Source organism: Microbacterium sp. CR_7 (assembly GCF_041954755.1).
GTDB lineage: Bacteria > Actinomycetota > Actinomycetes > Actinomycetales > Microbacteriaceae > Microbacterium.
The window spans coordinates 547,759-572,612 of record NZ_JAVAYF010000003.1; the positions used below are offsets into that span (position 1 = coordinate 547,759).

The following is a 24,854-nucleotide window of genomic DNA, read 5'->3' on the forward strand; positions in this document are numbered from 1 at the left end:
TCCGGTGCCTGCGATCGGAGCGCCGCGAGTCGGTCGGGGGAATGCCGTCGCGGCGGCTCCGGTTCCGGGTACACAGGACGGGAAGGAACGATGCATGCTCGCGTGGACGAAGGACTCGGGTTCTCTGAGTGGACTGACGCTCGGGGAGGTGCCTGACCCCGCCCCCAGGTCGCACGAACTCGTCGTGCGTGTCGACGCGTTCGCCCCGAACCCCGGCGACCTCGCGGGGCTTCGTGACCTGCCCGACGGTGCGATCCCGGGCTGGGACGGGAGCGGGGTCGTGGTCGCGCCGGCCGCTGACGGCAACGGACCGCGCGTGGGGGAGCGCGTCATCTTCCTCAGCCTGGATGCGGCGGGCTGGGCCGAGCAGAGAGCAGTGCCGCATGCGATGACGGCGCGGGCGTCGACCGCGCTCACGGCGGAGCATCTGGCGACTCTTCCGGTGCCTGCGACCAGCGCGCTGCGCGGGGTTCGCAGGCTCGGGTCGATTCTCGGGCGGCGGATTCTGATCGTCGGGGCAACCGGAGCGGTCGGGCGCGTCGCCGTGCAGATCGCCGCCCGCTCCGGGGCGCACGTCGTCGCCGTGGCGAGGGATGCCGATCGACACCGTGAGCTGCGGCGCCTCGGAGCGAGCGAGACGCATCGAAGCGTCGAATCGGTCGGCGGACGCGTCCACGGCGCTCTCGACCTGATCGGCGGTGAGCAGCTGGTGGCGGCGTATGGGCTGCTCGATGCCGGGGGCACGGTGATCGCGCTGGGCCACGCGGCGGGAGCCGACGAGATGTTCCCGTACGGCGCGTTCGTCGCCGATCCGAGTACGGCGAACCGCTCGATCACCAGCTTCTTCCTGGGTGCCGAACCGGACCTGGTGCCGGACATGACGTATCTCGCGGCAGACCATGACCTCCACGTCGGCCCGCTCGACGTCAGGCCGTGGGCCGAGCTCGGCGACTGGGTCGCCGAAGGAGGACCGCGATCGGGCGGCAGGGTCGTCTTCCGGGTGGATCAGGCGTGAGGACCAGCCGCTGACGCCTCCGCCATTGGCGCTCGATGTGCGGCCTTGCGGAACTGTGCCGGAGACGAGCCGACCACTCGTCGGAAGGCCGTGCTGAACGCGCTCTCCGAGAGGTACCCGCTCGACCACGCCAGCTCCGAGATCGACATGGTGTCGCGAACCAGGATGTCTCGAGCGAGGCTCATGCGCCACTGCGTCACGTACTCGAGCGGCGGCACCCCGACGTGCTGCTTGAACGACGCCGCGAACGCGGAGCGTGACATGTGGCTGATCCGTGCCAGCTCTCGCAGCGACCAGGGGTATGCGACGTCGGCGTGCACCGCGCGGATCGCGGCGCCGATCCCGTCGCTGTTCAGGGCGCTGAGCCATCCGGTCGGCCGCGCGGACTGCGCGGCGTGCGCACGGAGCATGTACACGAGAAGGATCTGCGCCAGGTGACTCTCGACCAGCGGTCCGCCGGCTGCCGCGATGCCGACCTCGGTCGCGAGCAGATCGATCAGCTGACCTAGCCGCATGCCGTGCGGATCCGTCGCTCGGACGACGACGAGCGGCGGAAGAAGATCAGTGAGGATCCCGGCGTTGTCGTCGTCGAAGGCGATGTGTCCGGCGCACAGATAGAGGTCGTCGTCCGATTCCGGTCCGATCATCACGACGCCGGTGTCGGCATCGGCACCCGCGTCCCACAGTGCCTGGGCAGCCGGCGCATCGGCTCCCGGCGTGCTGGCGAGTGTGTACGCGGGCGGGTTCCCCAGTAGGAACGTGTCGCCCTCGCGCAGGAGAACCGGTTCCTGACCGTCGAGGATCAACCAGCACGAGCCGCGGACGAGGCCGCCGATGCGCACATGGGGGAAGCTGTCGAACCGCAGCGCCCACTCCCCGGTCGCGCGAATGCTCGGCCCGACGACGGTGCGCGGACGAAGAAGACCGATGGCGTCGGCTACCGGATCGCCGTACCCCAGCACGCGACCTCCTGGACGATCGACAATGAAATGTGGATTCTCGTTGACCGATCATACTCACGCCCCCCGCAGGATGGAGTCATCGAGCCGACAGGGCGTCGGCCGGAGATCGGGAGCGGAGACACGAAATGGGACGGTTCGACGGCAAGACAGCGGTGATCACAGGAGGCAGCAGCGGCATCGGCCTTGCCTCGGCGACCCTGCTCGCCGACGAGGGCGCGCACGTCTTCATCATCGGGAGACGCGACGCGGAGGTGGGGAGCGCGGTCGAGACGATCGGCGACGACCGCGCCACCGGCGTCATCGGCGACGTCTCGAATCGCGCGGATGTGGACCGTCTCTACGCGGCGGTCCGCGCCCGAGGCCGAAGCATCGACGTCCTGGTGGCGAACGCCGCCGTCGCATCCTTCGTGTCGCTGGAGGACACGACGGAGGAGCACCTCGACCAGATCTTCGGTGTGAATGTTCGAGGACTGCTGTTCACGGTGCAGAAGGCCCTGCCGCTGCTCAGCGACGCAGCGTCGGTCATCCTCGTCGGATCGACGGCCGCCGACCGAGGAGTCGAGGCGTTCGGCGCCTACGCCGCGTCGAAGGCCGCCGTGCGCTCCCTGGCGCGCACCTGGACGACCGAGCTCGCACCGCGCGGCATCCGCGTCAACGTCGTCTCGCCCGCGTGGATCGAGACCCCGGGCGGCATGGCCGCGTTCGGCGACGACGACGCCGCTCGAGCGATGAAGGAGCACGTCGCCGCCACCGTGCCCAGGGGGCGGATGGGCAGCCCCGAGGAAGCCGCGGCGGTGGTCGCCTTCCTCGCCTCGCCCGAGAGCAGTTACGTCGTCGGCGCGAATCTCTACGTCGACGGCGGGGCGAATCAGGTCTGATACCCGGTCGGGCCGCGCGAAGGCAACCCGCTGCCCCGGGTGATCGCGACGAGATAGCGTCGTCGCCACACGGACGAACGCGACGGCGGACCAAGGGTTCCGCCGCGGGGAGGAGCCCAGATGGTCACGGTCGGCTACCACGCTTCGCATGAGCAGCACACGCCCCGGGAGCTGCTCACGGCCGTCCGGCTCGCGGAGCTGGTGGGTTTCGACGAGGTGATGTGCTCCGACCACCTCGCCCCGTGGACGACGGCGCAGGGGCAGTCGGGCTTCGCGTGGAGCTGGCTGGGTGCCGCGATGGCGCAGACCGGCATTCCGTTCGGTCTCGTGAACGCACCGGGCCAGCGGTACCACCCGGTGGTGATCGCGCAAGCGATCGGCACGCTGGCGCAGATGTTCCCGGAGAGGTTCTGGGTCGCGCTCGGCAGTGGTGAGAACCTGAACGAGCACGTCACGGGCGATCCGTGGCCGGAGAAGCCGGTGCGTCAGCAGCGACTGCGCGAGAGCGTCGACGCGATCCGCGCGCTGCTCGACGGGCGGCGGGTTGACGTGGACGGCCTCATCCGCATCCACGACGCCAGGATCTGGACGCTTCCCGAGCAGCCGGTGCCGCTGGTGGGTGCCGCAGTCAGCGCCGAGACCGCCGCGTGGGTGGCGGAATGGGGCGACGGGATGATCACCGTCGGCTCGCAGGCGGAGCAGACGGCCGAGGCGCTTCGGCGGTTCCGCGGCGCCGGCGGCCGAGGACCCGCTCGACTGCAGATCCACCTCAGTCTCGAGCCTACTCGGGAGACAGCCCTCGCCGCGGCACGCGAGCAGTGGTCACAGACGATGGCTCAGGGTGTGAGCACGTGGGACGTCGAGAACCCGGAGGACTTCGAGGCCGCGATCGTCCCCTCCGACGACGCTCTGGAGCAGGGTGTGCTCATCTCCGACGATCCGGCCGACCTCGCCGACCGGATCGCCGAGGTCGCGCACGGCTACGACCATATCTACCTGCATCACGTCGGACGGGATCAGGCGGACTTCCTCCGGCGCTGTGAGAGCGATCTCCTTCCGCGGCTGAGGAGGGTTCTGTGACCACGGCGCGCTTCGACGTCGACCCCTGGGCGATCAGCGTCTCCGGTGTCGCGCCGGATCGCCTCGCCCAGGAGGAATCCGTCTTCGGACTGTCGAACGGCCACCTCGGCTGGCGTGGCAACCTCGACGAGGGCGATCCCCGCGGAGTCGCGGGGAGCTACCTCAACGGCGTCTTCGAAGAGCATCCGATGCCGTACGCGGAAGACGGCTACGGCTATCCGGACGTCGGGCAGAGCGTCATCAACGTGCAGAACGGCCAGATCATCCGGCTGGTGGTCAACGACGAGTCCTTCGATATCGAGACCGGCACGCTGGCGTCGCACGAGCGGCGGCTCGACCTGAGGGCCGGGACGCTGCACCGGAGCTTCGACTGGACCAGCCCCTCAGGCCGGCGGGTTCGCGTGGAGTCGACCAGGATCGTCTCGCTCCGTCACCGGGCGATCGCCGCGATCCGCTACGTCGTCGAGACCGTCGATCGTGCGTCGGACATCACACTGATCTCCGAGCTGCGGGCGAACGAGCCGCTGCCGATCGAGCACGACGACCCGCGGGTGCAGGAGCTGCTCACCGAGCCGCTCGACGCCGTCGAAGCCCATGTGGTCGCCGCACGCGCGACACTCGTGCACCGTACGCGGCGAAGCGGGTTGACGGTCGGCGTCGCGATGGATCACCAGATCATCGAGTCGGAACCGCGCGTCTCGAGCGAAGCGGAGGACGACCTGGCGCGCACCACGATCCGTGTCAGGCTCGAGCCGGGCGAGCGCCTGGAGATCGTGAAGTACGTGGGGCACGATTTCGAGTCCGCCCTGACGGCCGCGACGGTGCGCGATCGAGCGGAGTTCGCGGTGGCGCGGGCACGAGCGGACGGATGGGACCGCCTCCTCGCGGGTCAACGTGAGGTGCTCGACGACTACTGGCGCTGCGCGGACGTGGAGGTCGAGGGGGAGCCGGGGCTGCAGCAGGCGGTGCGGTTCGCGCTGTTCCAGGTCTTCCAGGCCGCGGCGCGCGCAGAGGTGCGTTCCGTTCCGGGCAAGGGACTCACCGGCTCCGGATACCAGGGTCACACTTTCTGGGACTTCGAGGCCTTCGTCCTTCCGGTGCTCACGGCGACGGCTCCGGATGCTGCGCAGCAGGCGCTGCGCTGGCGACACTCGACCCTCCATCACGCGCGCGATCGGGCGAAGGAGCTGCATCTCGACGGCGCCGCGTTCGCGTGGCGCACCATCGACGGCAGGGAGAGTTCGGGGTACTGGCCGGCGAGCACCGCGGCCTTCCACATCAACGCCGACATCGCCGCGGCGGTGCTCCACTACGTGCGCGCGACCGGAGACCACGGCTTCGAGCGGGACTACGGTCTCGAGCTCCTCGCCGAGACCGCTCGACTGTGGCTGTCGCTCGGTCGACGGGATGCCGACGGCGCGTTCCACATCGACGGCGTGACCGGTCCGGACGAGTACTCCGCCATCGCGAACGACAACGTCTTCACGAACCTCATGGCGCAGCTGAACCTCCGGGGAGCGGCCGCGGCGGCGCGTCGCCACCCGGAGAAGAGTCGTGAGCTCGGCATCCGAGTAACCGAGGAGGAGGAGTGGGTGGCTGCGGCATCCGCGATGCACATCCCCTTCGACGAGGTGCGCGGTGTGCACCCGCAATCCGCCGGGTACACCGACCTCGAGCGGTGGGACTTCGAGTCGACCGGCGCGGACCAGTACCTCCTGCACGATCACTTCCCCTACTTCGACCTGTACCGCAAGCAGGTGCTGAAGCAGGCCGATCTCGTGCTGGCGCTGCACTTCGCGCATGAAGCGTTCACGCCGGAGCAGAAGGCTCGGGCATTCGCCTACTACGAGGCGCTGACCGTGCGGGACTCCTCTCTGTCCGCCTCCGCGCAGGCGGTCATCGCGGCCGAGGTCGGCCACCTCGACCTCGCCTACGACTATCTCGCCGAGGTCGCGACCATCGACCTCGACGACGTGCACGGGAACACCGAGGAGGGTCTGCACATCGCTGCGCTCGCGGGGGTGTGGACGGCGATCGTCGCCGGTTTCGGCGGGATGCGTGAAACCGCCGACGGGTTCCGGTTCGCCCCGCGTCTGCCGCAGCCGATCACTCGCCTCGCCTTCGGCATACGCATCCACGGCGAGACGCTGCGAGTCGAGATCTCTCCGACGGAGACGACCTACCGCTACAGCGGGAGCACGCCGTTGACCGTCAGGCACTTCGAGGAGGAGATCGTCGTCGGAGCGGGCGGCGTCACGGCGGCGACACCCCCGTTGGCGGACCGGGGCCCGCGGCCACCGCAGCCGCTGCACCGTGAGCCGCGACCGGCGCACGAGGCGTTCGGCTGACGCGGCCGGCGGTCGGATAGGCGGGACGCCCCCACCACGGGGGAGGCGGCGGAAAGGGCGCCCCGCCTGGCATCGCCACACAAGCGACGCCGCGCCCGCCCGCGTTGCGGCGCGAACGGGTGCTTCGCAAGCGTGACACCACGAGCCCGCCGACGCAAGAGGAATTGTCGATCGGAATATTGCGGGCGAGCCGGCGCGGTCAGAGCACGATGTCACCTGCCGTTCGCAGGGGGATGCCCTCAAGGGGCCGCACCGAGGAGCGACGCGGGAGTACGTCGGCATCCGTCAGCGGACCGAGGTCGATGCCCGCCGTGTCGGCGATGTCCGCGATCGGCGCCTGGAACGTGCGGAAGGCCCCGAGAGGGGGCGCGGCCAGCATCCCCTCCGCCGTGTCGACGAGCTCGGACTGATCGAGCACGAAGCCCGCCGCGGCGAGTCCATCGGCGCCCTGCCAGGCCGCGACCTTCCAGAACTGCAGCGGGATGCGGATGCCGCGGTACGGCGGATCGTCGTCGCCGAGCACGGGAGCGGTGAACACCGAGATCCGCTGGTCGGTGGACTCCGCGTACGCGAGCACGTGGTCTTCGAGACCGAGCCACAGCTCCTTCGACTGATTGAACCCCGCGGCCTGCGGTGCGGCGTTCGGATAGAAGAACGTCGCCTCCATGGCTGCCCGAGCCTCGGCGGTGCCGCCCCAGCCAGGGTCGCGACGCCGCACCAGGTGCCCGCGGTCGAGGTCGTTGCGCGCGTACACCTCGGGACCGGTCTGCAGGTCGGCGTCGACGCGGGGGTCGAGTCGCCACTCGCCCGAACGCGGCAGGTCCTGCAGCTGCCCGCCGTCGATGTTCACTCCCGTGACCGCGGCGAGTCGGCGCTCCGGATCGAGCAGCACGGTGAATCGCGGGTAGGTCAGCTCACGGACAGCGCTCGCCGGTCGAGGCAGCGGTAGTCGGGTCGGCAGGAAGTCGAGGTCGTATCCGTCGGCCATGGCTCCATCGTGCCCTGCCCCACCGACACGCGTCGAGACCCACCTCCCACGCCGAGACCCACCGCCCCCGACGTACCGGACGGTGGGTCTCGGCGAGCGCGATGGGTCTCGACATCACGAGTGTGCGAGCCGACGCATCCCGATCACGGGGTGGGCATGCCGCCGTTCACGTTGAGCGTCTCGCCGGCGACGTAGCTCGACTCGGCCGACGCGAGGAACACGTAGGCGGGTGCGAGCTCGGCCGGCTGGCCCATGCGGCCGAGCGGGGTCTCCTCGCCGAACTGCTCGATCTTCTCCTGGGGCTGGCCGTCGCTCGGCTGCAGCGGCGTCCAGATCGGGCCGGGCGCCACGGCGTTCACGCGGATGCCCTTCGGAGCGAGCTGCTGCGCGAGGCCCTTCGTGAACGCGTTGATCGTCGCCTTGGTCGAGGCGTAGTCGACCAGGGTCTCCGACGGCGAGTACGCCTGGATCGACGTGGTGTTGATGATCGTCGAGCCGGGCTTGAGGTGCGGCAGGGCGGCCTTCGTGATCCAGAACATCGCGTAGACGTTGGTCTTGAAGGTGTCGTCGAACTGCTCGTCGGTGATGTCGGTCAGCGATTCCTGGAAGATCTGCTTGCCGCCGTTGTTGACGAGGATGTCGAGTCCGCCGAGCGCCCCGACCGCCTCCGACACGAGGGTGCGGCAGTACTCGGGGTCACGCAGATCGCCGGGGATCTGAGCGACGTTCGCACCCGCTTCGCGCAGGATGCCGGCGATGCGCGCCGCATCCTCCTCCTCCTCGGGCAGGTACGACAGGGCGACGTCGGCACCCTCGCGCGCGAACGCGATGGCCGTGGCCGCGCCGATTCCGGAATCGCCGCCCGTGATGAGGGCCTTGCGCCCCTTCAGGCGGTCCGTGCCGCGGTACGACTCCTCGCCGAGGTCGGCCTTCGGCGTGAGGTCGGCGTCGAGGCCCGGCTCGGGCATGTGCTGCTTCTGCGGCTCGATGTCGGAGTAGAGCTCGGCGGGGTTGACGAAGGTGTACTGGTCACGAGACATGGTGTGTCCTCTCCTTGTTTTCCGGTCGTGGTGGTCGGTCGTGGTCTTGTCAGCTGTCGGGCAGCAGGTCTGCGGGCATGACCTCGCGCATGGTCATCGCCGCGGTGAGGAACGCCAGGTGGCTGAGGGCCTGCGGGGTGTTGCCCCAGGCGGAGCCGTCGTCGGCGTCGATCATCTCGGCGTAGATCCCGACGTCGTTCGAGAGGGCGAGCAGCTGGTCCATCCGCTCCCGCGCCTCCTCGTGACGGCCGACGCACGCGAGCGCCTCGGTCAGCCAGAAAGCGCACGCGACGAACGTCTTCTCCTCCGCCGAGACCCCGCTGTAGCGGTACAGCAGCGCACCCGCCCCGAGATCCTCGATGAGCGCGTCGATCGTCGACGACATGCGCTCGCCACGGTCGAAGCCGCTGGGGGCATGCAGCAGCACGGACGCGTCGAGGGCGTCGGCGCCCGGGTGGAAGACGTAGGCGGAGCGCTCCTCCGACCAGCAGTTCTCGTCGATCCACCGACGGATGCGGTCGCGCTCCGCCCGCCAGCGGTCGGCGCTGCCCGGAATCGCGCCCGCCTCCGCGAGAGCGACGGCATCCTCCAGCGCCTTCCAGCAGCCCATCTTCGACGAGGTGTAATGCCGCTGCTCCGGCAGTTCCCACATGCCCGAGTCGGGGTTTCGCCACACGTCGCAGGTCCGGTCGGCGATCTGCGACAGCATCCGCCCTGTCCCGACGTCGAGCACGTTGCCGGCGTCGACGTAGGTGCGGCAGATCGCGATGAGATCTCCGTAGACGCCGAGCTGCAGCTGCTCGCCCGCCGGGTTGCCGGTGACAACAGGTCCGATGCGGTTCCACCCCGACACGTCGTACTCGGTCGGCTCGGGCACGAGGCCGCCGTCGAGCGTGTACATGACGTGCAGGTCGGCTCCGTGGCGGCGGATCGTGTGCAGCATCCACGACAGCGCTGCGTGAGTCTCCTCGCGCAGCCCGAAGCGCACGAGCGCATGGGTCGTGTACGCGAGGTCGCGCACCCAGGCGTGCCGGTAGTCCCAGTTCTTCCCGCCGTCGGGGTTCTCCGGCAACGACGTCGTCGCGGCCGCGGCGATCGCGCCGGACGGGCTGTGGATCAGCAGCTTGAGGGCGAGAGCGCTCCGCTGCACCTGCTCCCGCCAGGGGCCGTCGTAAAAGAACACCCGCGACCAGTGCCGCCAGTTCTCGATCGTGCGGTCGATGCCGTCGTCGACGTTGTAGGGGTCGGGGAGGTGCAGGGGCTCGTCGTGGGTGGCAGCGAGCGACAGCAGATGGCGGGAGCCGGGCGAGGTCGTGAACGAGCCGGTCAGCTCCGCACCCACCGGGGCATTCGGGTCGGGGGCGGCCGGACCGTGCTCGAACCCCGTCACGGCGAACGCGGTCTTGCCGCTCCGGATGACGTCACCGTGCTGTGTGCGCTCCAACCACGGGGATGCTGTTTGCAGCGACGATCCCGGTTGCACACGCCAGCGCATGGCGACCTCGCCCTCGACGCCGTCGATGCGGCGCGCGAGTTCGGCCCACGGCATCCGTCCGGCGACCCCGGAGACCATCGCATCGGTCACCCGCACCACGCCGTCGTCGGTCGTGAAGGTCGTCTCGAGCACGTTCGTGTCGGGGATGTAGCGACGCCCGGAGCGGAACTCCGCGACGGGACGCAACTCGAAGCATCCGCCGGTCTCGTCGTCGAGCAGCCGCGCGAACACCGGCAGATCGGTGAGGTCGGGCAGCGGCAGCCAGTCCACGCGAGCGTCCTCGTCGATCAGGGCGACCGTGCGCCCGTCGCCGATGGGCGCGTACGAGCCGATCGGACGAGCGGGGGACGCGGGGGGCATGACCCCATGCTCGATGGCCGCGTCCGACCTGGCAAACGCCTTGCGCAGAGCAGGGGGCGTGGGTTACACGCGAGAGCCCCGCGTGGTCGCGAGGCGCACGCGGATCAGGGTCGCACCCGGACCGTGCGCCCCTCGAAGGTGACGAGATCGCCGTCTCGCAGTTGGCGCCCTCGGCGTCGATCGACCTCTCCGTTGACCTTCACGAAGCCGTCGATCACGACCTCCTTGGCGTCGCCGCCCGAGTCGAGCAGCCCGGAGTACTTGAGGAACTGCCCGAGTCTGATCATCTCGCCGCCGATGGAGACGTCGGTCGGTTCGGATTTCGCCATGACTGCGATCGTAGTCGTGGCCGAGAACAGGAGGATGCGCCGAGATCAGGAGGGCGCGGGGGAGATCCTCCTGACCCCGGGTCCGAATCCGGCGGGACCATCGTCTACGCGGTTCCGAGCAGTTGGGCGAACTACGCCGGGCTGCAGGAGAACATCGACGCCTTCACCGAAGAGACCGACATCAAGGTCGAGGTACAGGGCATTCCCGACGAACAGTACGACCAGAACCTGCGCGCCAAGCTCGCGTCGGGCGGCGGCGTGGACGTGTTCGCAGGCCTTAACGAGGAGAAGAGCCCCGGCGACTTCATGGTGGAGATCACCGATCCCGTCTTCGAGGATCGGATGCCCGAGGCCGTCTTCGAGTCCATGCATGCCGCCGACGGCAAGCTCTACAGTTACCCCGCAGCCGACGGACTGAACACCTTCGGCGTGTTCTACAACAAGGCGGTGTTCGAGGCGGCCGGAGTCACAGACGCGCCCCAGTCGCTGGAAGAGCTCACCGAGGCCTTCACCGCCGTGAAGGAGACCGGTGTCACGCCGCTCTACCTCGCGGGCAAGGACGGCTGGACGCTCCTGCAGCATCGGAACTCGGTCAACGCCGACTTCCTCGCGGGCGATGAGGGTCTGGCGACCGAACTCGCCACGAACAAGACCACGTGGGCCGATGTACCCGGATTCGCCGACCAGTACCAGGTGCTGGCCGACTGGGCCAAGGCGGGCCTCACCAACGCCGACATCCTCACTGCGGGCTACGAACAGAGCACGAAGGCCGTGGCCGAGGGCACCGCCGGCGCGATCATCAACGGGAGCTGGGTCATCGGAGAACTGCGCGGAGCGAACCCCGAAGGTGAGTTCGGATTCTTCGCGCTGCCGAGCTCGGACGGTGAGACGCAGATCGCGCTGAGCCAGCCCGCCCTGATGCACATCGCCAAAGACAGCGAGCAGAAGGAGAACGCCGAGAAGCTGCTCCAGTTCCTCTCCGAGCCGGCGCAGGTCGAGAACTTCCTCGCGAACAACCCCGGAGTGCCCGCTTTCACCGACGTGGAGATCGCCGAGCCCGACCCGGTCCTCGGCGACATTCAGGCGTACATCGACGGAGGTCAGTCCGGCGCTCACTTCGACAACGCGTCCCGATTCCCGACCCCGCAGGATGACATCATCGCCGCCTACCAGGAGCTGCTGGCAGGCCGGATCGATGTGACCGAGTTCACCTCCCGTTACGACTCGGCGTGGACGAACGCCGGCAAGACCGCCGGTATCGAAGGGTTCTGAACGACATGAGTGCGGCGGGGAGCGGGCTATGAAGAACACGCTGCAGGCACGGGTGTACCCGAGGTACTTCCTCATCCCGGCGATCGCGGTATTCTCGATCTTCTTCCTCTTCCCCGCCGTACTCGGTCTGATCCTCTCCTTCACCGACGCCTCCACCCTCTCCCGGGCTCAGGACTTCGTCGGACTCGACAACTTCGAGCTGCTCTTCGTGAACAACGCGCCGCAGTTCTTCGAGTCCGTCGGGCTGCAGTTCCTGTACGCCGCGGTGGTGACGGTGCTGAAGACGGTCGTGGGAGTATCCCTGGCATTCCTGCTCAACCGCGCGTTCCGCGGAGTGCATGCCGTGCGGGCGATCGTGTATCTGCCGATGATGCTGTCGACGATCGTCGTCGGCTCGACCTTCTACTATCTGTTGGCCAATCAAGGACCTGTCAACGAACTGCTGCGCGGCGTCGGACTCGGCTTCCTCGCGCAGGACTGGTTCGGCAACTTCGACCTCGCCCTCTACACCGTCGGCGTCGTCGAGACCTGGATGGGTGTCGGGTGGACGATGGTCATCGTCCTGGCGGCGCTGCAGGCCGTGCCCAAAGAACTGATCGAGGCGGCCGAGCTGGACGGCGTCTCGGCGTGGCAGATGGCTCGGCACCTCAAGATTCCGTACATCATGCACGCGATCACCCTGACCGGTCTGCTGTCATTCGTCGCCGGAATGAAGGCCTTCGACATCATCCTCGCCACGACCGGTGGTGGTCCGGGCACCGCGACGGGAGTCATGACGATCTTCATCATGAAGGCGCTCAGCACGTCGAATCTCGGTTACGCCTCCGCGATCAGCTTCATGCAGTTCATCCTCGTCACGGCGATCGCCTTCGCGTTGAACGCCATCATCACCCGCATCACGAAGGAGAAGGACCTGTGAGAACCCGTCCGCTTCCTCTCGTCCTCACCTACGCCGCGGCGGCCGTGGTGCTGGTGGTCTACCTCGCTCCGCTCGCCCTCATCCTGCTCAATTCCGTGAAGACCTCTGACGAGGCATCCACCTTCTCCTTCGCCCTCCCCGAGAACTGGATGTTCTCGAACTACACGACGGTGCTGAACGACCCCGGGATCAGCAGAGCCTTGGTGAACAGCGTCATCATCGCCGCAGGCGTCACCGTCGGGACGATCTTCATCTGCTCGTTCGCGGCCTACATCATCGCCCGCCGTACCGATTGGTTCAGTCGCGGCGTATACGCCTACCTGCTCGTCGGGCTCATCGCGCCGTTCTCGGTGATCCCAGCAATCCGGGTTCTGCAGCTCCTGGGACTCGGCAACACCCATCTCGGCATCATCCTCGTGGACATCGCCTCGCAGATCCCCTTCACGACGCTTCTGCTCGTCGGATTCATCCGCCAGATCCCTCGCGAACTGGATGAAGCGGCGCTCATCGACGGCGCCGGCCGGTTCACCATCTTCCTGCGGATCATCTTCCCGCTGATGCGCCCCGTGACGCTGACCGTGCTCGTCCTCGTGGTCACGTTCGCGTGGAACGAGTTCCAGAATGTGCTCTTCCTCGCCGGGTCCGACGTGTGGACCCTGCCCATGACGATCTTCAACTTCCAGAGTCTCCATTCATTCGACTACGCACTCGTATCGGCGAACCTCGTCGTCACGGCGCTGCCGATGGTCGTCGTCTTCCTCGTGGCCCAGCGCTACATCATGTCGGGGATCATGTCGGGCGCGGTGAAGAGCTGATGTCGGACACCATCCAGGAAAGGACCTCAGTGAGCGATCGATTCGAGCGATCGGCCTGGTTCCGTGAAGCGCGGTTCGGGTTGTTCATCCACTTCGGCGGATACACGATCATGCAGGATGAGGCGTGGTGGCGCTCGATGGAACGCGTGTCTATCGACGACTACCAACACGCGATCGACGGCTTCCAGCCGGAGAACTTCGATCCGGTGAAATGGGCGGACGACGCTGCTCGCGCGGGTATGCGCTATGCCGTCATGGTGGCGAAGCATCACGAGGGCTTCTGTCTGTTCGACTCGAAGCTCACCGAGTACTCGACGATGCACAACGGATACGGCCGTGATCTGGTTCGGGAGTTCCTCGATGCGTTCCGCGCGCGCGGAATCAAGGTGGGGATCTACTACTCCCTCCTCGACTGGCACCACCCGGACTACCCGGTCTACGAGGACGAGCACCACCCGCATCGCGGGGATCCCGCGTGGGCCGACCACCGACCCGACTTCACGCGCTACCTCGAGTACATGCACGGTCAGGTGGAGGAGCTCGTCACCGGGTACGGCGACCTCCACATCTTCTGGTTCGACTTCTCCTACGGCGATATGGTCGGCGAGACCTGGCGGGCGAAGGAACTCCTCGAGATGGTGCGGCGCCATCAACCAGACATCCTCATCAACAACAGGCTGGAGACGAGCGGAGGTGGGTTCGGTTCGATCGTCGAAGCCGAACCCCTGCCCTGGGCCGGAGATTGGGTCTCTCCGGAACAACTGATCCCTGCAGACGGCATCCGCAACGTCCTCGGAGAACCCGTCCCGTGGGAGGCGTGCTTCACGCACAACAACAACTGGGGCTACTTCCGAGGGGACAACGCCTTCAAGTCGTCGCGGACTCTCGTGCGCAAACTCGTCGAAGTCGTCAGCAAGGGCGGCAACATGCTGCTGAACGTCGGTCCACAGCCCGACGGAGCCTTTCCGGTCGAATCCGTGCGGACGCTCTCCGAGGTGGGTGAGTGGCTCGAGGTGAATGGCGAGAGCATCTACGGGGCGGACGCCGCCGGCATACCGAAGCCCGAATGGGGGTACTACACGCGGCGCGGGAACACCTTGTACGCTCACGTGCTGGAAGGGCCGATCGGGCCGCTCGCTCTGACCGGAGTCGACAAGTCATTGGTGCTTTCGGCTCGGCTCCTCGCGACCGGCGCGGCGATCGCGCCGGTCGACATCTGGCTCACCGATCCGTACCCTGACACGTTCTTCGTCTCCTTCGGCGAGAATCCGCAGTTCACCTACGACCTGCCGGACCACATCGACACCGTGATCGCCATCGAACTGCGGGAGCACGACGCCGCAGGTGACAGCGGCGTCGTCAGCCGCTGATCGCGGTGGCCGAGAACAGGAGGATGCCGCGAAATCAGGAGGATGCGAGGGCGAACCTCCTGATGTCGGTACATGATCCTGTTCTCAGGCCAGGACCCGGCCTCACCCTCGGGTGAGCGCTGCGTTCACCGCCACCGCCGAGTACTCGCGCTCGACGACCATCGCGGCGAGCCCGACGGCGGTCGCCTTCTCCCCGAGAGTGGACTGGCTGATCGTGAGATGTCGGGTCGCGCGCGGCAGCGACCGTGGGTAGAGGGTCTCGCGAACGCCTGCGAGCAGCGGCGGCGACGCGAGCATCCCGCCGAGCACGACCTCCGAGGGGTTGAGCAGCGAGACGACCGTCGCGACCACCTCGCCGATCACCCGCCCCGCCTCCTGCGTGAGTCGGCTCGCATCGGGGTCGCCGTCGGCGAGGTACGCGCCGACATCGGAAGCGGATGCGGCAGGTTTCCCCAGGTCGGTCAGAGCGCGGGCGACGGCCCGCCCCGATGCCACGGCCGCCAGACACCCGCGTGCTCCGCACTGGCAGAGCAGGTCGCCGTGGCCGGCGATCTTCACATGGCCGATGTCGCCTGCTCCGCCGTCCGTGCCCCGATACGCCTTGCCGCCGAGCACGATGCCGGTGCCGATGCCCGACGACACCTTGAGGAAGCAGAGCGCGCGCGAGCCCGGATGCGCCGCGCGCTGCTCGCCGAGAGCCGCGGCATCGGCATCGTTGGAGACGAGGACGGGAACGCCCAGCGCTCCGTTCAGGTGGTCGGGGATCGGGTAGGCGTCCCAGCCGGGCATGATCGGCGGCTGCGACGGCCGGTCCGAATCAGGATCGACGGGACCAGGGATGCTGAGCGCGATCGCAGCGACCCGATCGCGGCCGACCTGTTCTCGACCGAGGAGCGACTGAGCCGTCTCCGCGATCGCGTTCAGCGTCCGATCCGGCCCATCGGCCACGGCGAGCTCGATGCGCTCTCCGGCCACGACCTCTCCCGCGAGGTCGGTCAGGGCGACCGTGGTGTGCGTGGTGTCGACGTTCGCCGAGACGACGAAGGCGTGGGCGGTGTTGAACTCCAGGCGGCGCGAGGGGCGCCCCGCGGCGACCCGCTCCGTGCCCGACTCGACGATCAGCCCGGCGTCGAGCAGCGCGTCGATGCGCGTGGCGACGGTCATGCGAGACATGCCCGTCACGTCTAGGACGTCGCCGCGCGTGAGCGCTCGGCGCTCTCGGATCAGGTCGAGCACCTCGCCGGGACCGGACATCGCACCTCCACGAATCTCATCCCAGCATAATGCTTGACAGCTAGGCGAGTTATGTCTAGCTTTTAGTCTTAATACCCATGGTCGTGACGGCTCAGCCGTGCAATCCAGCGCAAGGAGGCGCATCGTGAACAAACGCGCGACAGCAGGAGTACTGGCCGTCGTCTCGCTGACGGCTATCGCCCTCACCGGGTGCACGTCGTCCGGCGAGGACGGAGGCGACGGAGACGGCGGTATCACCTTCTGGGTCCAGGAGGATCTGCCCGACCGCGTCGCCGCTACGCAGGAGATCGTCGACGCCTTCACGGAGGAGACCGGAATCGAGGTCGAGGTCGTATCGGTCGCGGAGGATCAGTTCGCACAGCTCATCACCTCCTCCGCGGCCGCCGGAGACCTGCCCGACGTCATCGGGGGCATCTCCCTGCCGCAGGTGCGCACTCTGTCGGCCAACGAGTTCGTCGACACGGACGCCGTCGGCGCGACCATCGAGGCACTCGATCCGTCGACGTTCGCGGAGAACGCGCTGACGCTCACCTCCGACGGCGACACCCACCTCGCCGTACCGAGCGAGTCCTGGACGCAGATGCTCTTCTACCGCACCGACCTGTTCGAGGCCGCCGGCCTGGAGGCCCCCGATTCCTACGAGGCGATCCTCGAGGCCGCGAAGACGCTCGATTCCCCCGAGGTGGCGGGGTTCGTCGGCGCGACCGCGCCGGGCGATGCGTTCACAGAGCAGACCTTCGAGCAGATCGCCCTCGGCAACGGGTGCGAGCTCGTGAACGAGGACGGAGAGGTCGAGCTCGATTCCGAGGCGTGCGTGAACGCCTTCCAGTTCTACGGCGATCTCACGACCGATTACTCGGTGCCCGGCGCGCAGGACGTCGACACCACCCGTGCGACGTACTTCGCCGGCGACGCCGCCATGTTCATCTGGTCGAGTTTCGTGCTCGACGAGCTGGCCGGGCTCCGCGAGGACGCCATGCCGTCATGCCCGGAGTGCGGGAACGATCCCGCCTTCCTCGCGCAGAACACGGGCGTCGTGACCTCGATCGCCGGCCCTGACTCCGATTCCCCCGCGCAGTTCGGTGAGATCACGTCGTGGACGATCACCGAGGGCGCGAACGCCGAGGCGTCGCAGGCTTTCATCGAGTACATGATGGGAGACGGCTACGAGCCGTGGATCGCCATCGCTCCGGAGGGCAAGGTCCCGGTGCGGACGGGCACCGCGGACGAGCCGAGCCGCTTCTCGGATCTGTGGGCGACTCTCCCCGCCGGGGTCGACACCAAGGCGCCGCTCTCAGACTTCTACGCGCCGGAGGTGCTCGAGGCCGTCGCGGCGGGTCCGGCCGATCTCGCTCGCTGGGGCATCACGCAGGGCCAGGGCACTCTTCTCGGAGCGCTGCAGGGAGAGCTCCCGGTCGCCACGGCCGTGAGCGAGGTCGCACAGGGCGGCGACCCCGCCGACGCCGCCGCCACCGCCGCGGAGGCGGTGCGCTCGATCGGGGAGTCGCTCGAGTGAGCATCCTCACCGAGGGCGGCGGGTCGGGGCCGACCAGCCCCGACCCCGCCGCCACCCCGAGGTCGTCGGCCGGACAGCCGTCTCCGCGCCGCAGATCACGGCACGGGCGGGAGGAGAACCGCGCCGGTCTCCTGCTCATCTCTCCGACGTTCATCATCATCGTCGTGGCGGTGGTGCTGCCGATCGTCTGGGCGATCTCGCTAGCCTTCCAGGACGTGCGGCTCATCAACATCCGCGGCACCGGGATCATCGGCGAGTACACGCTCGACAACTTCGTCGACGTGCTCACCTCGCCGGGCTTCCTCAGCGCCCTGTGGACCACGATCGTGTACTCGGTGTGCGGCACGGCTCTCGCGATCGGCATCGGGCTCGTCGCCGCGCTCGCTCTGCGAAAGCCCTTCCGGGGCCGCGGCCTCGTGCGGGCATCCCTGCTCCTGCCCTACGTCGCACCCGTCGTCGCTGCGACGTTCGTGTGGTCGACGATGCTCAATCCCCAGTTCGGGATCGTGAACTGGTTCGGGCAGAACGTGCTCGGCTGGGAGGAGCCCGTGGCCTTCCTCTCCGACCGCGCACTCCCCGTGAACCTGTTCGGCTGGGAGGTCGAACTGCCCATGGCGCTCATCACGGTCATCCTGTTCGAGGCCTGGCGATCGTTCCCGTTCGCGTTCCTCTTCCTCACCGCTCGTCTCGAGGCGGTGCCCGGTGTGCTCGACGAGGCGGCCAGGGTCGACGGCGCGACGCCCACCCAGCGATTCCGCCACATCCTGCTTCCGCAGCTGCTGCCCACCATCGCGGTGCTGACCGTGCTCCGCTTCATCTGGACGTTCAACAACTTCGACGACATCTACCTGCTGACCGGCGGGGGCGCCGGCACCGAGGTGGTCTCCGTACGCGTCTTCGACCTGCTGACCGCGCGGGGCGACATCGGCGCCGCCGCGGCCCAGGCTCTCGTTCTCGCCGCCATCCTCGCGATCCTCGTCAGCGTGTACCTCAAGTTCTTCGCGCGGCAGGAGGAGCAGGCATGAGCGCCATGACGGATGCTGTGCGCACGGCGCGCGCACGGCGCGGACTCGACCGCGACCGTGTCGAGAGCGGGCTGCTCCGCGTGCTGCGCCCGGTGGTGATCGTGCTGCTGCTGCTCGTCGCGATCGTGCCGTTCTACTACATGGTCCTCCTGAGCTTCCGCACGCTGGACTCGCTGCTGCAGAATCCCGGCGCGCTGTGGATCGCCGTCGACGAGCTCGACCTGTCGACGTACCTCGACGTGCTGGCGCCCGTCGATGCCGGTGGACAGGGCTTCGTGGTCTTCATGCGCAACTCGCTGCTTGTGGCGCTCGCGACCGTCGCGTTGACGCTGCTCGTGTCGATCCCGGGATCCTACGCGGTGAGCAGGCTGAGGTTCTTCGGCCGGCGCCAGGTCTCGGCGCTCTTCCTCGCCGTCTACTTCTTCCCCGCGATCCTTCTCGCCGTGCCCCTGTTCGTGTTCTTCACCCAGATCGGACTGCGCGGATCGCTCGTCGGACTGCTGCTCGTCTACGTGTCGCAGGTGGCCGCGGTGTCGATCTATACGTTGCGCAACTACTTTGCGACGATCCCGGTGTCGTTGGAGGAGGCGGCCGCACTCGACGGGGCGAACCGGTTCCAGATCATGACGAAGGTGAGCATCCCGCTCGCGATGCCGGCCATCGTGTCGAACGGTCTGTTCATCTTCATGATCGCGTGGAATGAGTTCCTGTTCGCGCTGCTCTTCCTCGTCGAGAAGCGCGACTCATGGACCGTGTCCCTCGGGCTGTCGCAGTTGTCCGGGAGCATCGAGGTGCCCACCACCGTGCTGATGGCCGGATCGGTCATCCTCACCCTGCCCATCATCGCTCTCTTCTTCGCCTCGGAGCGGCTCCTCGTCGGGGGCCTCACCGCCGGGGCCGAGAAGGGCTGATCCCATCTGGAAGGAAGCCATCGTGCCCCACGTCGTGCAGTTCTCCGGCGTCCGCGAGGTCGAACTGGTCGAGACCGAGACGCAGCCGCTGACCGCAGGCGGCGTCCGGATCGCCACCTGGTACTCGGGGATCTCGGCCGGAACCGAGCTGACCGCCTACCGGGGGACGAACCCCTATCTCACCTCGACGTGGGACGTCGATCGGCGGCTGTTCGTCCCGGGGGAGCCGACGTTCGCCTACCCGGTCGCCGGGTGGGGCTACTCGGAGGTCGGGGAGGTCGTCGAGGTCGCCGACGACGTGACCGACGTGCGGATCGGTGACGTCGTCCACGGGATCTGGGGTCACCGCAGCGAGGCGGTGGTGCCGGCGGCGCAGGTCGCCGGACGCGTCGTCCCCGACGCCGTCGATCCCGTGCTCGGGACCTTCGCCCGCGTCGGTGCGATCGCACTCAACGGCGTGCTCGCCGCAGACGTTCGTCTCGGCGAGCAGGTGGCCGTCTTCGGGCAGGGCGTGATCGGTCTTCTCGCGACCCGTCTGGCGACCCTGTCCGGGGCGCGGGTGACGGCCGTCGACACGCTGGCTGTGCGCCTCGCCATGGCCGAGGCTTTCGGCGCCGTGCACACGGTCGATGCGCTGCGCCCCGGGGGAGCAGGCGAGAGAATCCGAGAACTCACGGGCGGGGGCGCCGACAGCGCGATCGAGCTGTCCGGCACCGACCGAGCCCTTCACGAGGCGATCCGCTCCGTCGTCCCGGAGGGCCTCGTCGCGGCATCCGGCTTCTACCAGGGCGGAGCCGCTCACCTCCGGCTCGGCGAGGAGTTCCACCACAACCGCGTGCGCATCGTGGCCAGCCAGATCTCCGGCGTGCCGGTCGCGCTGGGCGGGCGATGGAATCAGGCACGGCTCGTGCGCACGGTCATGGACCGCGTGTTCGACGGGTCGATCGACGCGGCAGCCCTCCTCTCCGACGTGGTCCCGGTGTCCGAGGTGGCCGGCGTCTTCGCGCGCCTCGACGAGGGCGATCCGAACATCCTGCAGGCCGTCCTCCGGTTCGATGCCGCCCCGGAGCGCGGGCGGTGAGCGGCGAATCCAGAAGCGGCGAACCTGTGACCGGCGACCCCGACATCCGGCCGGTGTTCCCAGAGCATCGTCTCGCGGTCGGCCTCGTCGGCGCGGGAGCCATCGCCCGCTCCGCACACCTGCCCGCATACCGCGACGCGGGGGTGCCCGTCGTCGCCGTGGCGTCGCGTCGCGTCGACGCCGCGACGGCGCTCGCGTCCGACTTCGACATCGGCACCGTGCACGACTCGACGGATGCGCTGCTCGCCGACCCGAGAGTCGAGGTCGTCGACCTCGCCACCGGTCCGGCCGGGCGCATCGACCTGATCGAGGCCGCTGTCCGGACCGGGAAGCACGTGCTCGCCCAGAAGCCCCTCGTCAGCTCCGAGGCCGAGCTGCCGAGGCTCCGTGAGGTGCTCGCCGAGGCCTCGGCGCGAGGGGTCCGGGTCGCCGTGAACCAGAACGCCCGCTGGGCGCCGGCCTGGCGACTGGCGACTCTGCTGATCCGCGACGGCAGGATCGGGCAGGTGGTCGGCGTCACGCACCTGCACGACAAGCCCCTCCCACCGCTCGTCGGGACCCCGTTCGACGAGGTGCCGCACATGCTGCTGAACGACTACCTCGTGCACTGGATCGACATCACCCGCTGCTGGCTCGAGGGCAGCCGGGTGGTCGAGGTCGCCGCCACCGATCACCGGGTTCCCGCGCAACCCGAAGAGGCCCGGAATCCCTGGGGCGCCGATCTCCGACTCGTCACCTCGACGGGAGCGAGCGCCTCGATCCGCATCGCCGGCGACGCCCGCGCCCGGGGCGGAGGATGCCCCTTCTGGATCCACGGCACCCAGGGGACGCTGCGCGGCAGCATCCTGCTCGGCTCCGACCGGCTCTCGCTCGACGACGGCGAAGCCGTCACGGACTTCGCGCTCGAGGGGCAGTGGTTCACCGACGGGTTCGCCGGCGCGATGGGCGAGTTGCAGTCGGCGGTCCGGGACGGACGCGAACCCGAGAACTCGGCCTCGCACGTGCTCGCGACGGTGCGGACGACGCTCGCCGCCGTCGCGTCCGCGGAGCGCGGCGGCACCCCCGTGCGACCCCACGACCTGGAATTGACCCCAGCCCTCCCCGGGCGGAACGGAGCAGCGTGACGGTTCTCGATGAGATTCCGGTGGGGCCATCCGCACGGGTGTACGGCGAGGGGTGGCAGAGCTGGAGCCCGACGACCTGGTACTCGCGGAACGACCGCGTCCACCGGCCGCAGGAGCAGTGGCAGCACGCGATGCGATTCCGGCCGGGGACGGAGGTGGCGACGGATGCCGTGCAGGGCGAGGGTCTGCTGGTCGTCGACCCTCGCGATGGCGGCGCCGTCCGCGTGTTCGGCACGCTCGACGCGAGCCGTGAGGTGCCGACCATCCGGGCGTCCTGGCAGGGCGATTCCATCGTCGTGGAGACGGATGCCGAGCAGACGGCGTCCATGAGCCTGTCGCGGGCCCCGGAGACCGGAGCCGACGCTCTCACGTCGTTCGGTGACCGTTTCGGCGAGGCATCCGATGCCCGCGTCGGAGGGGCGGCGCCGCGCGTGTGGTGCACCTGGTACCAGTACTTCGAGGAGGTGCGTGCGTCCGACGTGATCGAGAACGTGCGCGCGATCGACGCCGCGGGATTCGACGTCGACGTCGTGCAGATCGACGACGGTTGGAGTCTCGGCGCGGGAGAGTGGACCGCGCCGAATCCGCGCTTCGGGTCGCTGCCCGATGCGGTGAGCGCGATCCTCGACAGCGGACGACGCGCCGGGATCTGGGTCGCGCCCTTCTCGGTGGGAGCGTCGTCGTCGGTCGCTCGCGAGCATCCGGACTGGGTGCTGGGCGACGCCGGCCGCAACTGGGGCGACGACATGCGCGGTCTGGATCTCACGCACCCGGGGGTGCGGGATTACCTCACCCGGGTGTTCACCGAGATCCGGGATCGGGGCGTCGACTACGTCAAGCTCGACTTCCTCTACGCGGGGGCGCTGCCCGGTCGACGCCACGACCCCGACGCCACCGGGGTCTCGGCGTATCGGTCCGGGCTCGCGCTGATCCGCGAGGTCATGGGAGACGACGCGTTCCTGCTCGGCTGCGGCGCGCCGCTCCTGCCGAGCGTGGGGCTGGTCGATGCGATGCGCGTCGCCGGCGACACGTTCCACGAGGGCGGCGAGGACGGGTCCCAGGGGCTCCGCGGGCGCATGTCGGTCGAGTCCCGCGCCTGGCAGGACGGACGGTTGTGGACCAACGACCCGGACTGCCTCGTCGCGCGGCCCGAGTTCGCCCTGCGAGAGGAATGGGCCGAGGTCGTGCTCGCCGCCCCCGGCATCCGCGGATTCTCGGACCGGATAGCGGGACTCGACGATCGCGGTCGAGAGCTCGTGCGCGCCCTGCTCGCGGGGGGTGCGGCATGATCGCGGCAGCCACGCTCGGGGCGCGCCTCGCGCCGCTCGTCGCGGAACTCTACCCGGGCGCCGAGGACGAGGTGCTGCGCGCGCTGCTCGATCTCGCCGAGTCGTGGCGTCCGCGGCTCTCGCCGCCGGGGAGGATGCGTCCGGACGAGAGCACCGCGTACCTGATCACGTACGGCGACTCCTTCCGCCGAGCGGGGGAGACACCGCTGCACACGCTCGCCCAGGTGCTGCGCGACCACATCGGCGACGTCATCAGCGACGTGCATCTGCTGCCGATCTATCCCTGGACCTCGGACGATGGATTCGGCGTGGTCGACCACCGGGAGGTCAATCCGGCGCTCGGGTCGTGGGAGGACGTGGCCGACCTCGGCGAGAGCTACGACCTGGCACTCGACTTCGTGGCCAACCACCTCTCGTCCTCCTCCACGTGGTTCCGGGCCTGGCTCGCGCGCGACGCACGGTACGAGGGCTACTTCCTCGATCCGGGTCCGGACTTCGACGTGTCGCACGTCGTCCGCCCCCGCACGACGCCGCTGGTGCACGAGTACCCGCGCCCGGACGGCACGGTCGCACGAGCGTGGACGACGTTCGGCGCCGATCAGGTGGACGTCGACCCCCGCACGCCGGCCGTGCTCCTCGATCTCACCGACATCCTGCTCGGCTATCTCGAGCGGGGCGCGACCACCGTGCGCCTGGATGCGATCGGGTACCTGTGGAAGCAGTCGGGCACGACCTGCATCCATCTTCGGCAGACCCATACGGTGATCCGCATCTGGCGGGTCCTCGTCGACGAGCTGGCGCCGGGCACGCGCCTGCTCACCGAGACGAACGTGCCCCACGTCGACAACATCACCTACTTCGGCGACGGCGACGACGAGGCGAACATGGTCTATCAGTTCGCCCTGCCCCCGCTCGTGCTGCATTCGTTCGTCACCGGACGGGCGACGGCGCTCGCGGACTGGGCGCGTCGGGTGGGGCCCGTGAGCGAGACCGCGACCTGGTTCAACTTCCTGGCCAGTCACGACGGCATCGGACTCCGCCCCACCGAGGGTCTGTTGACGGATGCCGACCGCGCGCTGCTCGTCGAGCGGACCCTCGCGCGGGGCGGTCGGGTGTCGATGGCGAAGCGAGCGGACGGCAGCGAAGGCGTCTACGAGCTGAACACCAACTATCTGGAAGCGCTCGTGGACCCGGACGATCCCGATCCCGACGCCTCGGCGGTCGAGCGGGGGCTCGCCGCGCACGCGATCCTCCTGTCGGTCGTCGGCGTGCCGGCGATCTACCACCACTCGTTGCTCGGCTCGACGCAGGACCACCAGGGAGTGGAGGAGTCCGACATCGCCCGACGCATCAACCGGGAGGTGCTCGACGCCGATCGTCTGTCGGACGAGTTGCGGGCGGGTGGTCGCCGATCGGGCATGCTCGACGGCATCCTTTCGATGCTCGCGGTGCGGCGGACCGCGCCCGGATTCTCGCCGTTCGCGACGCAGGAGATCGAGTCGCTGGACGATCGCGTGCTCGTCGTGCGGCGCGCCGCCGGGACGGACGACGAGGTCGTCGCCGCTGTGAACGTGAGCGCGGATGCCGTCGAGCTGCCGTCCCTGTCGGGGACCGACCTGCTCACCGGGGTTCGACACGACGGGGTGACGCTCCGCCCCTTCGGGTACGTGTGGCTGGTGGTCTCTCCGAGCTGAGAACAGGACGATGCGCCGAGATCAGGAGGATGCGGGGGATTTCCTCCTGATCCCGGCGCATGATCCTGTTCTCAGCGACGAGACCGTGC

At 68.7% G+C, this 24,854-nt stretch carries 21 protein-coding genes; 15 read left to right on the forward strand and 6 right to left on the reverse strand.

From position 1 onward, the window contains the following. Nucleotides 1-148: 148 nt before the first annotated feature. A complete protein-coding gene (locus tag RAC81_RS08805) occupies nucleotides 149-1,015 on the forward strand; it encodes a zinc-binding dehydrogenase (RefSeq protein ID WP_375082006.1) in 867 nt (288 codons plus the stop codon). On the opposite strand, the gene RAC81_RS08810 is transcribed toward RAC81_RS08805, so the two are convergent. Beyond that, entirely contained in the window at nucleotides 1,006-1,977 is a 972-nt protein-coding gene (locus tag RAC81_RS08810) for an AraC family transcriptional regulator (RefSeq protein ID WP_375082007.1), read from the reverse strand. The two genes, RAC81_RS08805 and RAC81_RS08810, sit on opposite strands and share 10 nt — an antisense overlap. A gap of 125 nt (nucleotides 1,978-2,102) precedes the next feature. Here RAC81_RS08810 and RAC81_RS08815 point away from each other — a divergent pair, with 125 nt between their 5' ends. The 3 genes from RAC81_RS08815 to RAC81_RS08825 all read left to right on the forward strand — a co-directional run bounded on the left by RAC81_RS08815 (nucleotide 2,103) and on the right by RAC81_RS08825 (nucleotide 6,283). Beyond that, nucleotides 2,103-2,855, forward strand: a complete 753-nt coding sequence (locus tag RAC81_RS08815) for an SDR family NAD(P)-dependent oxidoreductase (protein WP_375082008.1) — start codon at nucleotides 2,103-2,105, stop codon at nucleotides 2,853-2,855. 120 nt (nucleotides 2,856-2,975) lie between these two features. Beyond that, complete coding sequence (locus RAC81_RS08820; protein ID WP_375082009.1) at nucleotides 2,976-3,935, forward strand: TIGR03885 family FMN-dependent LLM class oxidoreductase; 960 nt, start codon at nucleotides 2,976-2,978, stop codon at nucleotides 3,933-3,935. Continuing rightward, complete coding sequence (locus RAC81_RS08825; protein WP_375082010.1) at nucleotides 3,932-6,283, forward strand: glycoside hydrolase family 65 protein; 2,352 nt, start codon at nucleotides 3,932-3,934, stop codon at nucleotides 6,281-6,283. The genes RAC81_RS08820 and RAC81_RS08825 overlap by 4 nt, the downstream gene beginning before the upstream one ends. Before the next feature lie 199 nt (nucleotides 6,284-6,482). Here the strand turns inward: RAC81_RS08825 and RAC81_RS08830 are convergent, their stop codons facing one another. The 4 genes from RAC81_RS08830 to RAC81_RS08845 form a co-directional block, all read right to left on the reverse strand. Continuing rightward, a complete protein-coding gene (locus RAC81_RS08830) occupies nucleotides 6,483-7,271 on the reverse strand; it encodes a DNA/RNA non-specific endonuclease (protein ID WP_375082011.1) in 789 nt (262 codons plus the stop codon). 143 nt (nucleotides 7,272-7,414) lie between these two features. Then, a complete protein-coding gene (locus RAC81_RS08835) occupies nucleotides 7,415-8,311 on the reverse strand; it encodes an SDR family oxidoreductase (protein WP_375082012.1) in 897 nt (298 codons plus the stop codon). Nucleotides 8,312-8,360: 49 nt separating this feature from the next. Then, complete coding sequence (locus RAC81_RS08840) at nucleotides 8,361-10,166, reverse strand: glycoside hydrolase family 15 protein (RefSeq protein WP_375082013.1); 1,806 nt, start codon at nucleotides 10,164-10,166, stop codon at nucleotides 8,361-8,363. Between the two features lie 104 nt (nucleotides 10,167-10,270). Further along, a complete protein-coding gene (locus RAC81_RS08845; protein ID WP_251585119.1) occupies nucleotides 10,271-10,495 on the reverse strand; it encodes an RNA-binding S4 domain-containing protein in 225 nt (74 codons plus the stop codon). A gap of 99 nt (nucleotides 10,496-10,594) precedes the next feature. Between RAC81_RS08845 and RAC81_RS08850 the strand changes: the two genes are divergently transcribed. The 4 genes from RAC81_RS08850 to RAC81_RS08865 are packed head-to-tail and all read left to right on the forward strand — an operon-like array spanning nucleotide 10,595 to nucleotide 14,871. Then, nucleotides 10,595-11,767: an ABC transporter substrate-binding protein gene (locus tag RAC81_RS08850; RefSeq protein ID WP_375082056.1), complete on the forward strand. Its 1,173-nt coding sequence runs from the start codon at nucleotides 10,595-10,597 to the stop codon at nucleotides 11,765-11,767. A 28-nt stretch (nucleotides 11,768-11,795) separates the two neighbouring features. After that, nucleotides 11,796-12,686 carry a carbohydrate ABC transporter permease gene (locus tag RAC81_RS08855; protein WP_375082014.1) on the forward strand — a complete coding sequence of 297 codons (891 nt, stop codon included), beginning with the start codon at nucleotides 11,796-11,798 and terminating at the stop codon, nucleotides 12,684-12,686. Continuing rightward, nucleotides 12,683-13,501 carry a carbohydrate ABC transporter permease gene (locus RAC81_RS08860; RefSeq protein WP_375082015.1) on the forward strand — a complete coding sequence of 273 codons (819 nt, stop codon included), beginning with the start codon at nucleotides 12,683-12,685 and terminating at the stop codon, nucleotides 13,499-13,501. Before RAC81_RS08855 ends, RAC81_RS08860 begins: the two co-directional genes overlap by 4 nt. A 29-nt stretch (nucleotides 13,502-13,530) precedes the next feature. Further along, nucleotides 13,531-14,871: an alpha-L-fucosidase gene (locus RAC81_RS08865; RefSeq protein WP_375082016.1), complete on the forward strand. Its 1,341-nt coding sequence runs from the start codon at nucleotides 13,531-13,533 to the stop codon at nucleotides 14,869-14,871. A gap of 102 nt (nucleotides 14,872-14,973) precedes the next feature. On the opposite strand, the gene RAC81_RS08870 is transcribed toward RAC81_RS08865, so the two are convergent. Then, complete coding sequence (locus RAC81_RS08870; RefSeq protein WP_375082017.1) at nucleotides 14,974-16,125, reverse strand: ROK family protein; 1,152 nt, start codon at nucleotides 16,123-16,125, stop codon at nucleotides 14,974-14,976. A gap of 124 nt (nucleotides 16,126-16,249) precedes the next feature. Between RAC81_RS08870 and RAC81_RS08875 the strand changes: the two genes are divergently transcribed. The 7 genes from RAC81_RS08875 to RAC81_RS08905 are packed head-to-tail and all read left to right on the forward strand — an operon-like array spanning nucleotide 16,250 to nucleotide 24,765. Beyond that, nucleotides 16,250-17,641, forward strand: coding sequence for an extracellular solute-binding protein (locus RAC81_RS08875; RefSeq protein ID WP_375082018.1), 1,392 nt, complete (start codon nucleotides 16,250-16,252; stop codon nucleotides 17,639-17,641). Then, nucleotides 17,638-18,666, forward strand: a complete 1,029-nt coding sequence (locus RAC81_RS08880; protein ID WP_375082019.1) for a carbohydrate ABC transporter permease — start codon at nucleotides 17,638-17,640, stop codon at nucleotides 18,664-18,666. Before RAC81_RS08875 ends, RAC81_RS08880 begins: the two co-directional genes overlap by 4 nt. After that, on the forward strand, nucleotides 18,663-19,577 hold the full coding sequence (locus RAC81_RS08885) for a carbohydrate ABC transporter permease (protein ID WP_375082020.1): 915 nt from the start codon (nucleotides 18,663-18,665) through the stop codon (nucleotides 19,575-19,577). Before RAC81_RS08880 ends, RAC81_RS08885 begins: the two co-directional genes overlap by 4 nt. Before the next feature lie 22 nt (nucleotides 19,578-19,599). Further along, entirely contained in the window at nucleotides 19,600-20,658 is a 1,059-nt protein-coding gene (locus tag RAC81_RS08890) for a zinc-binding alcohol dehydrogenase (protein WP_375082021.1), read from the forward strand. 26 nt (nucleotides 20,659-20,684) lie between these two features. Beyond that, entirely contained in the window at nucleotides 20,685-21,782 is a 1,098-nt protein-coding gene (locus RAC81_RS08895) for a Gfo/Idh/MocA family protein (protein WP_375082022.1), read from the forward strand. After that, nucleotides 21,779-23,071 (forward strand): glycoside hydrolase family 36 protein, encoded by a 1,293-nt coding sequence (locus RAC81_RS08900; RefSeq protein WP_375082023.1) that lies wholly within the window; start codon nucleotides 21,779-21,781, stop codon nucleotides 23,069-23,071. Before RAC81_RS08895 ends, RAC81_RS08900 begins: the two co-directional genes overlap by 4 nt. Next, complete coding sequence (locus tag RAC81_RS08905; RefSeq protein ID WP_375082024.1) at nucleotides 23,068-24,765, forward strand: alpha-amylase family glycosyl hydrolase; 1,698 nt, start codon at nucleotides 23,068-23,070, stop codon at nucleotides 24,763-24,765. Before RAC81_RS08900 ends, RAC81_RS08905 begins: the two co-directional genes overlap by 4 nt. Nucleotides 24,766-24,854: the final 89 nt, after the last annotated feature.

Coding starts and splice junctions, on each gene's coding strand:
- RAC81_RS08815 (WP_375082008.1), top strand. CDS start 2,103: ATGGGACGGTTCGACGGCAAGACAGCGGTGATCACAGGAGGCAGCAGC.
- RAC81_RS08820 (WP_375082009.1), top strand. CDS start 2,976: ATGGTCACGGTCGGCTACCACGCTTCGCATGAGCAGCACACGCCCCGG.
- RAC81_RS08830 (WP_375082011.1), bottom strand. CDS start 7,271: ATGGCCGACGGATACGACCTCGACTTCCTGCCGACCCGACTACCGCTG.
- RAC81_RS08835 (WP_375082012.1), bottom strand. CDS start 8,311: ATGTCTCGTGACCAGTACACCTTCGTCAACCCCGCCGAGCTCTACTCC.
- RAC81_RS08840 (WP_375082013.1), bottom strand. CDS start 10,166: ATGCCCCCCGCGTCCCCCGCTCGTCCGATCGGCTCGTACGCGCCCATC.
- RAC81_RS08845 (WP_251585119.1), bottom strand. CDS start 10,495: ATGGCGAAATCCGAACCGACCGACGTCTCCATCGGCGGCGAGATGATC.
- RAC81_RS08855 (WP_375082014.1), top strand. CDS start 11,796: ATGAAGAACACGCTGCAGGCACGGGTGTACCCGAGGTACTTCCTCATC.
- RAC81_RS08870 (WP_375082017.1), bottom strand. CDS start 16,125: ATGTCCGGTCCCGGCGAGGTGCTCGACCTGATCCGAGAGCGCCGAGCG.
- RAC81_RS08885 (WP_375082020.1), top strand. CDS start 18,663: ATGAGCGCCATGACGGATGCTGTGCGCACGGCGCGCGCACGGCGCGGA.
- RAC81_RS08905 (WP_375082024.1), top strand. CDS start 23,068: ATGATCGCGGCAGCCACGCTCGGGGCGCGCCTCGCGCCGCTCGTCGCG.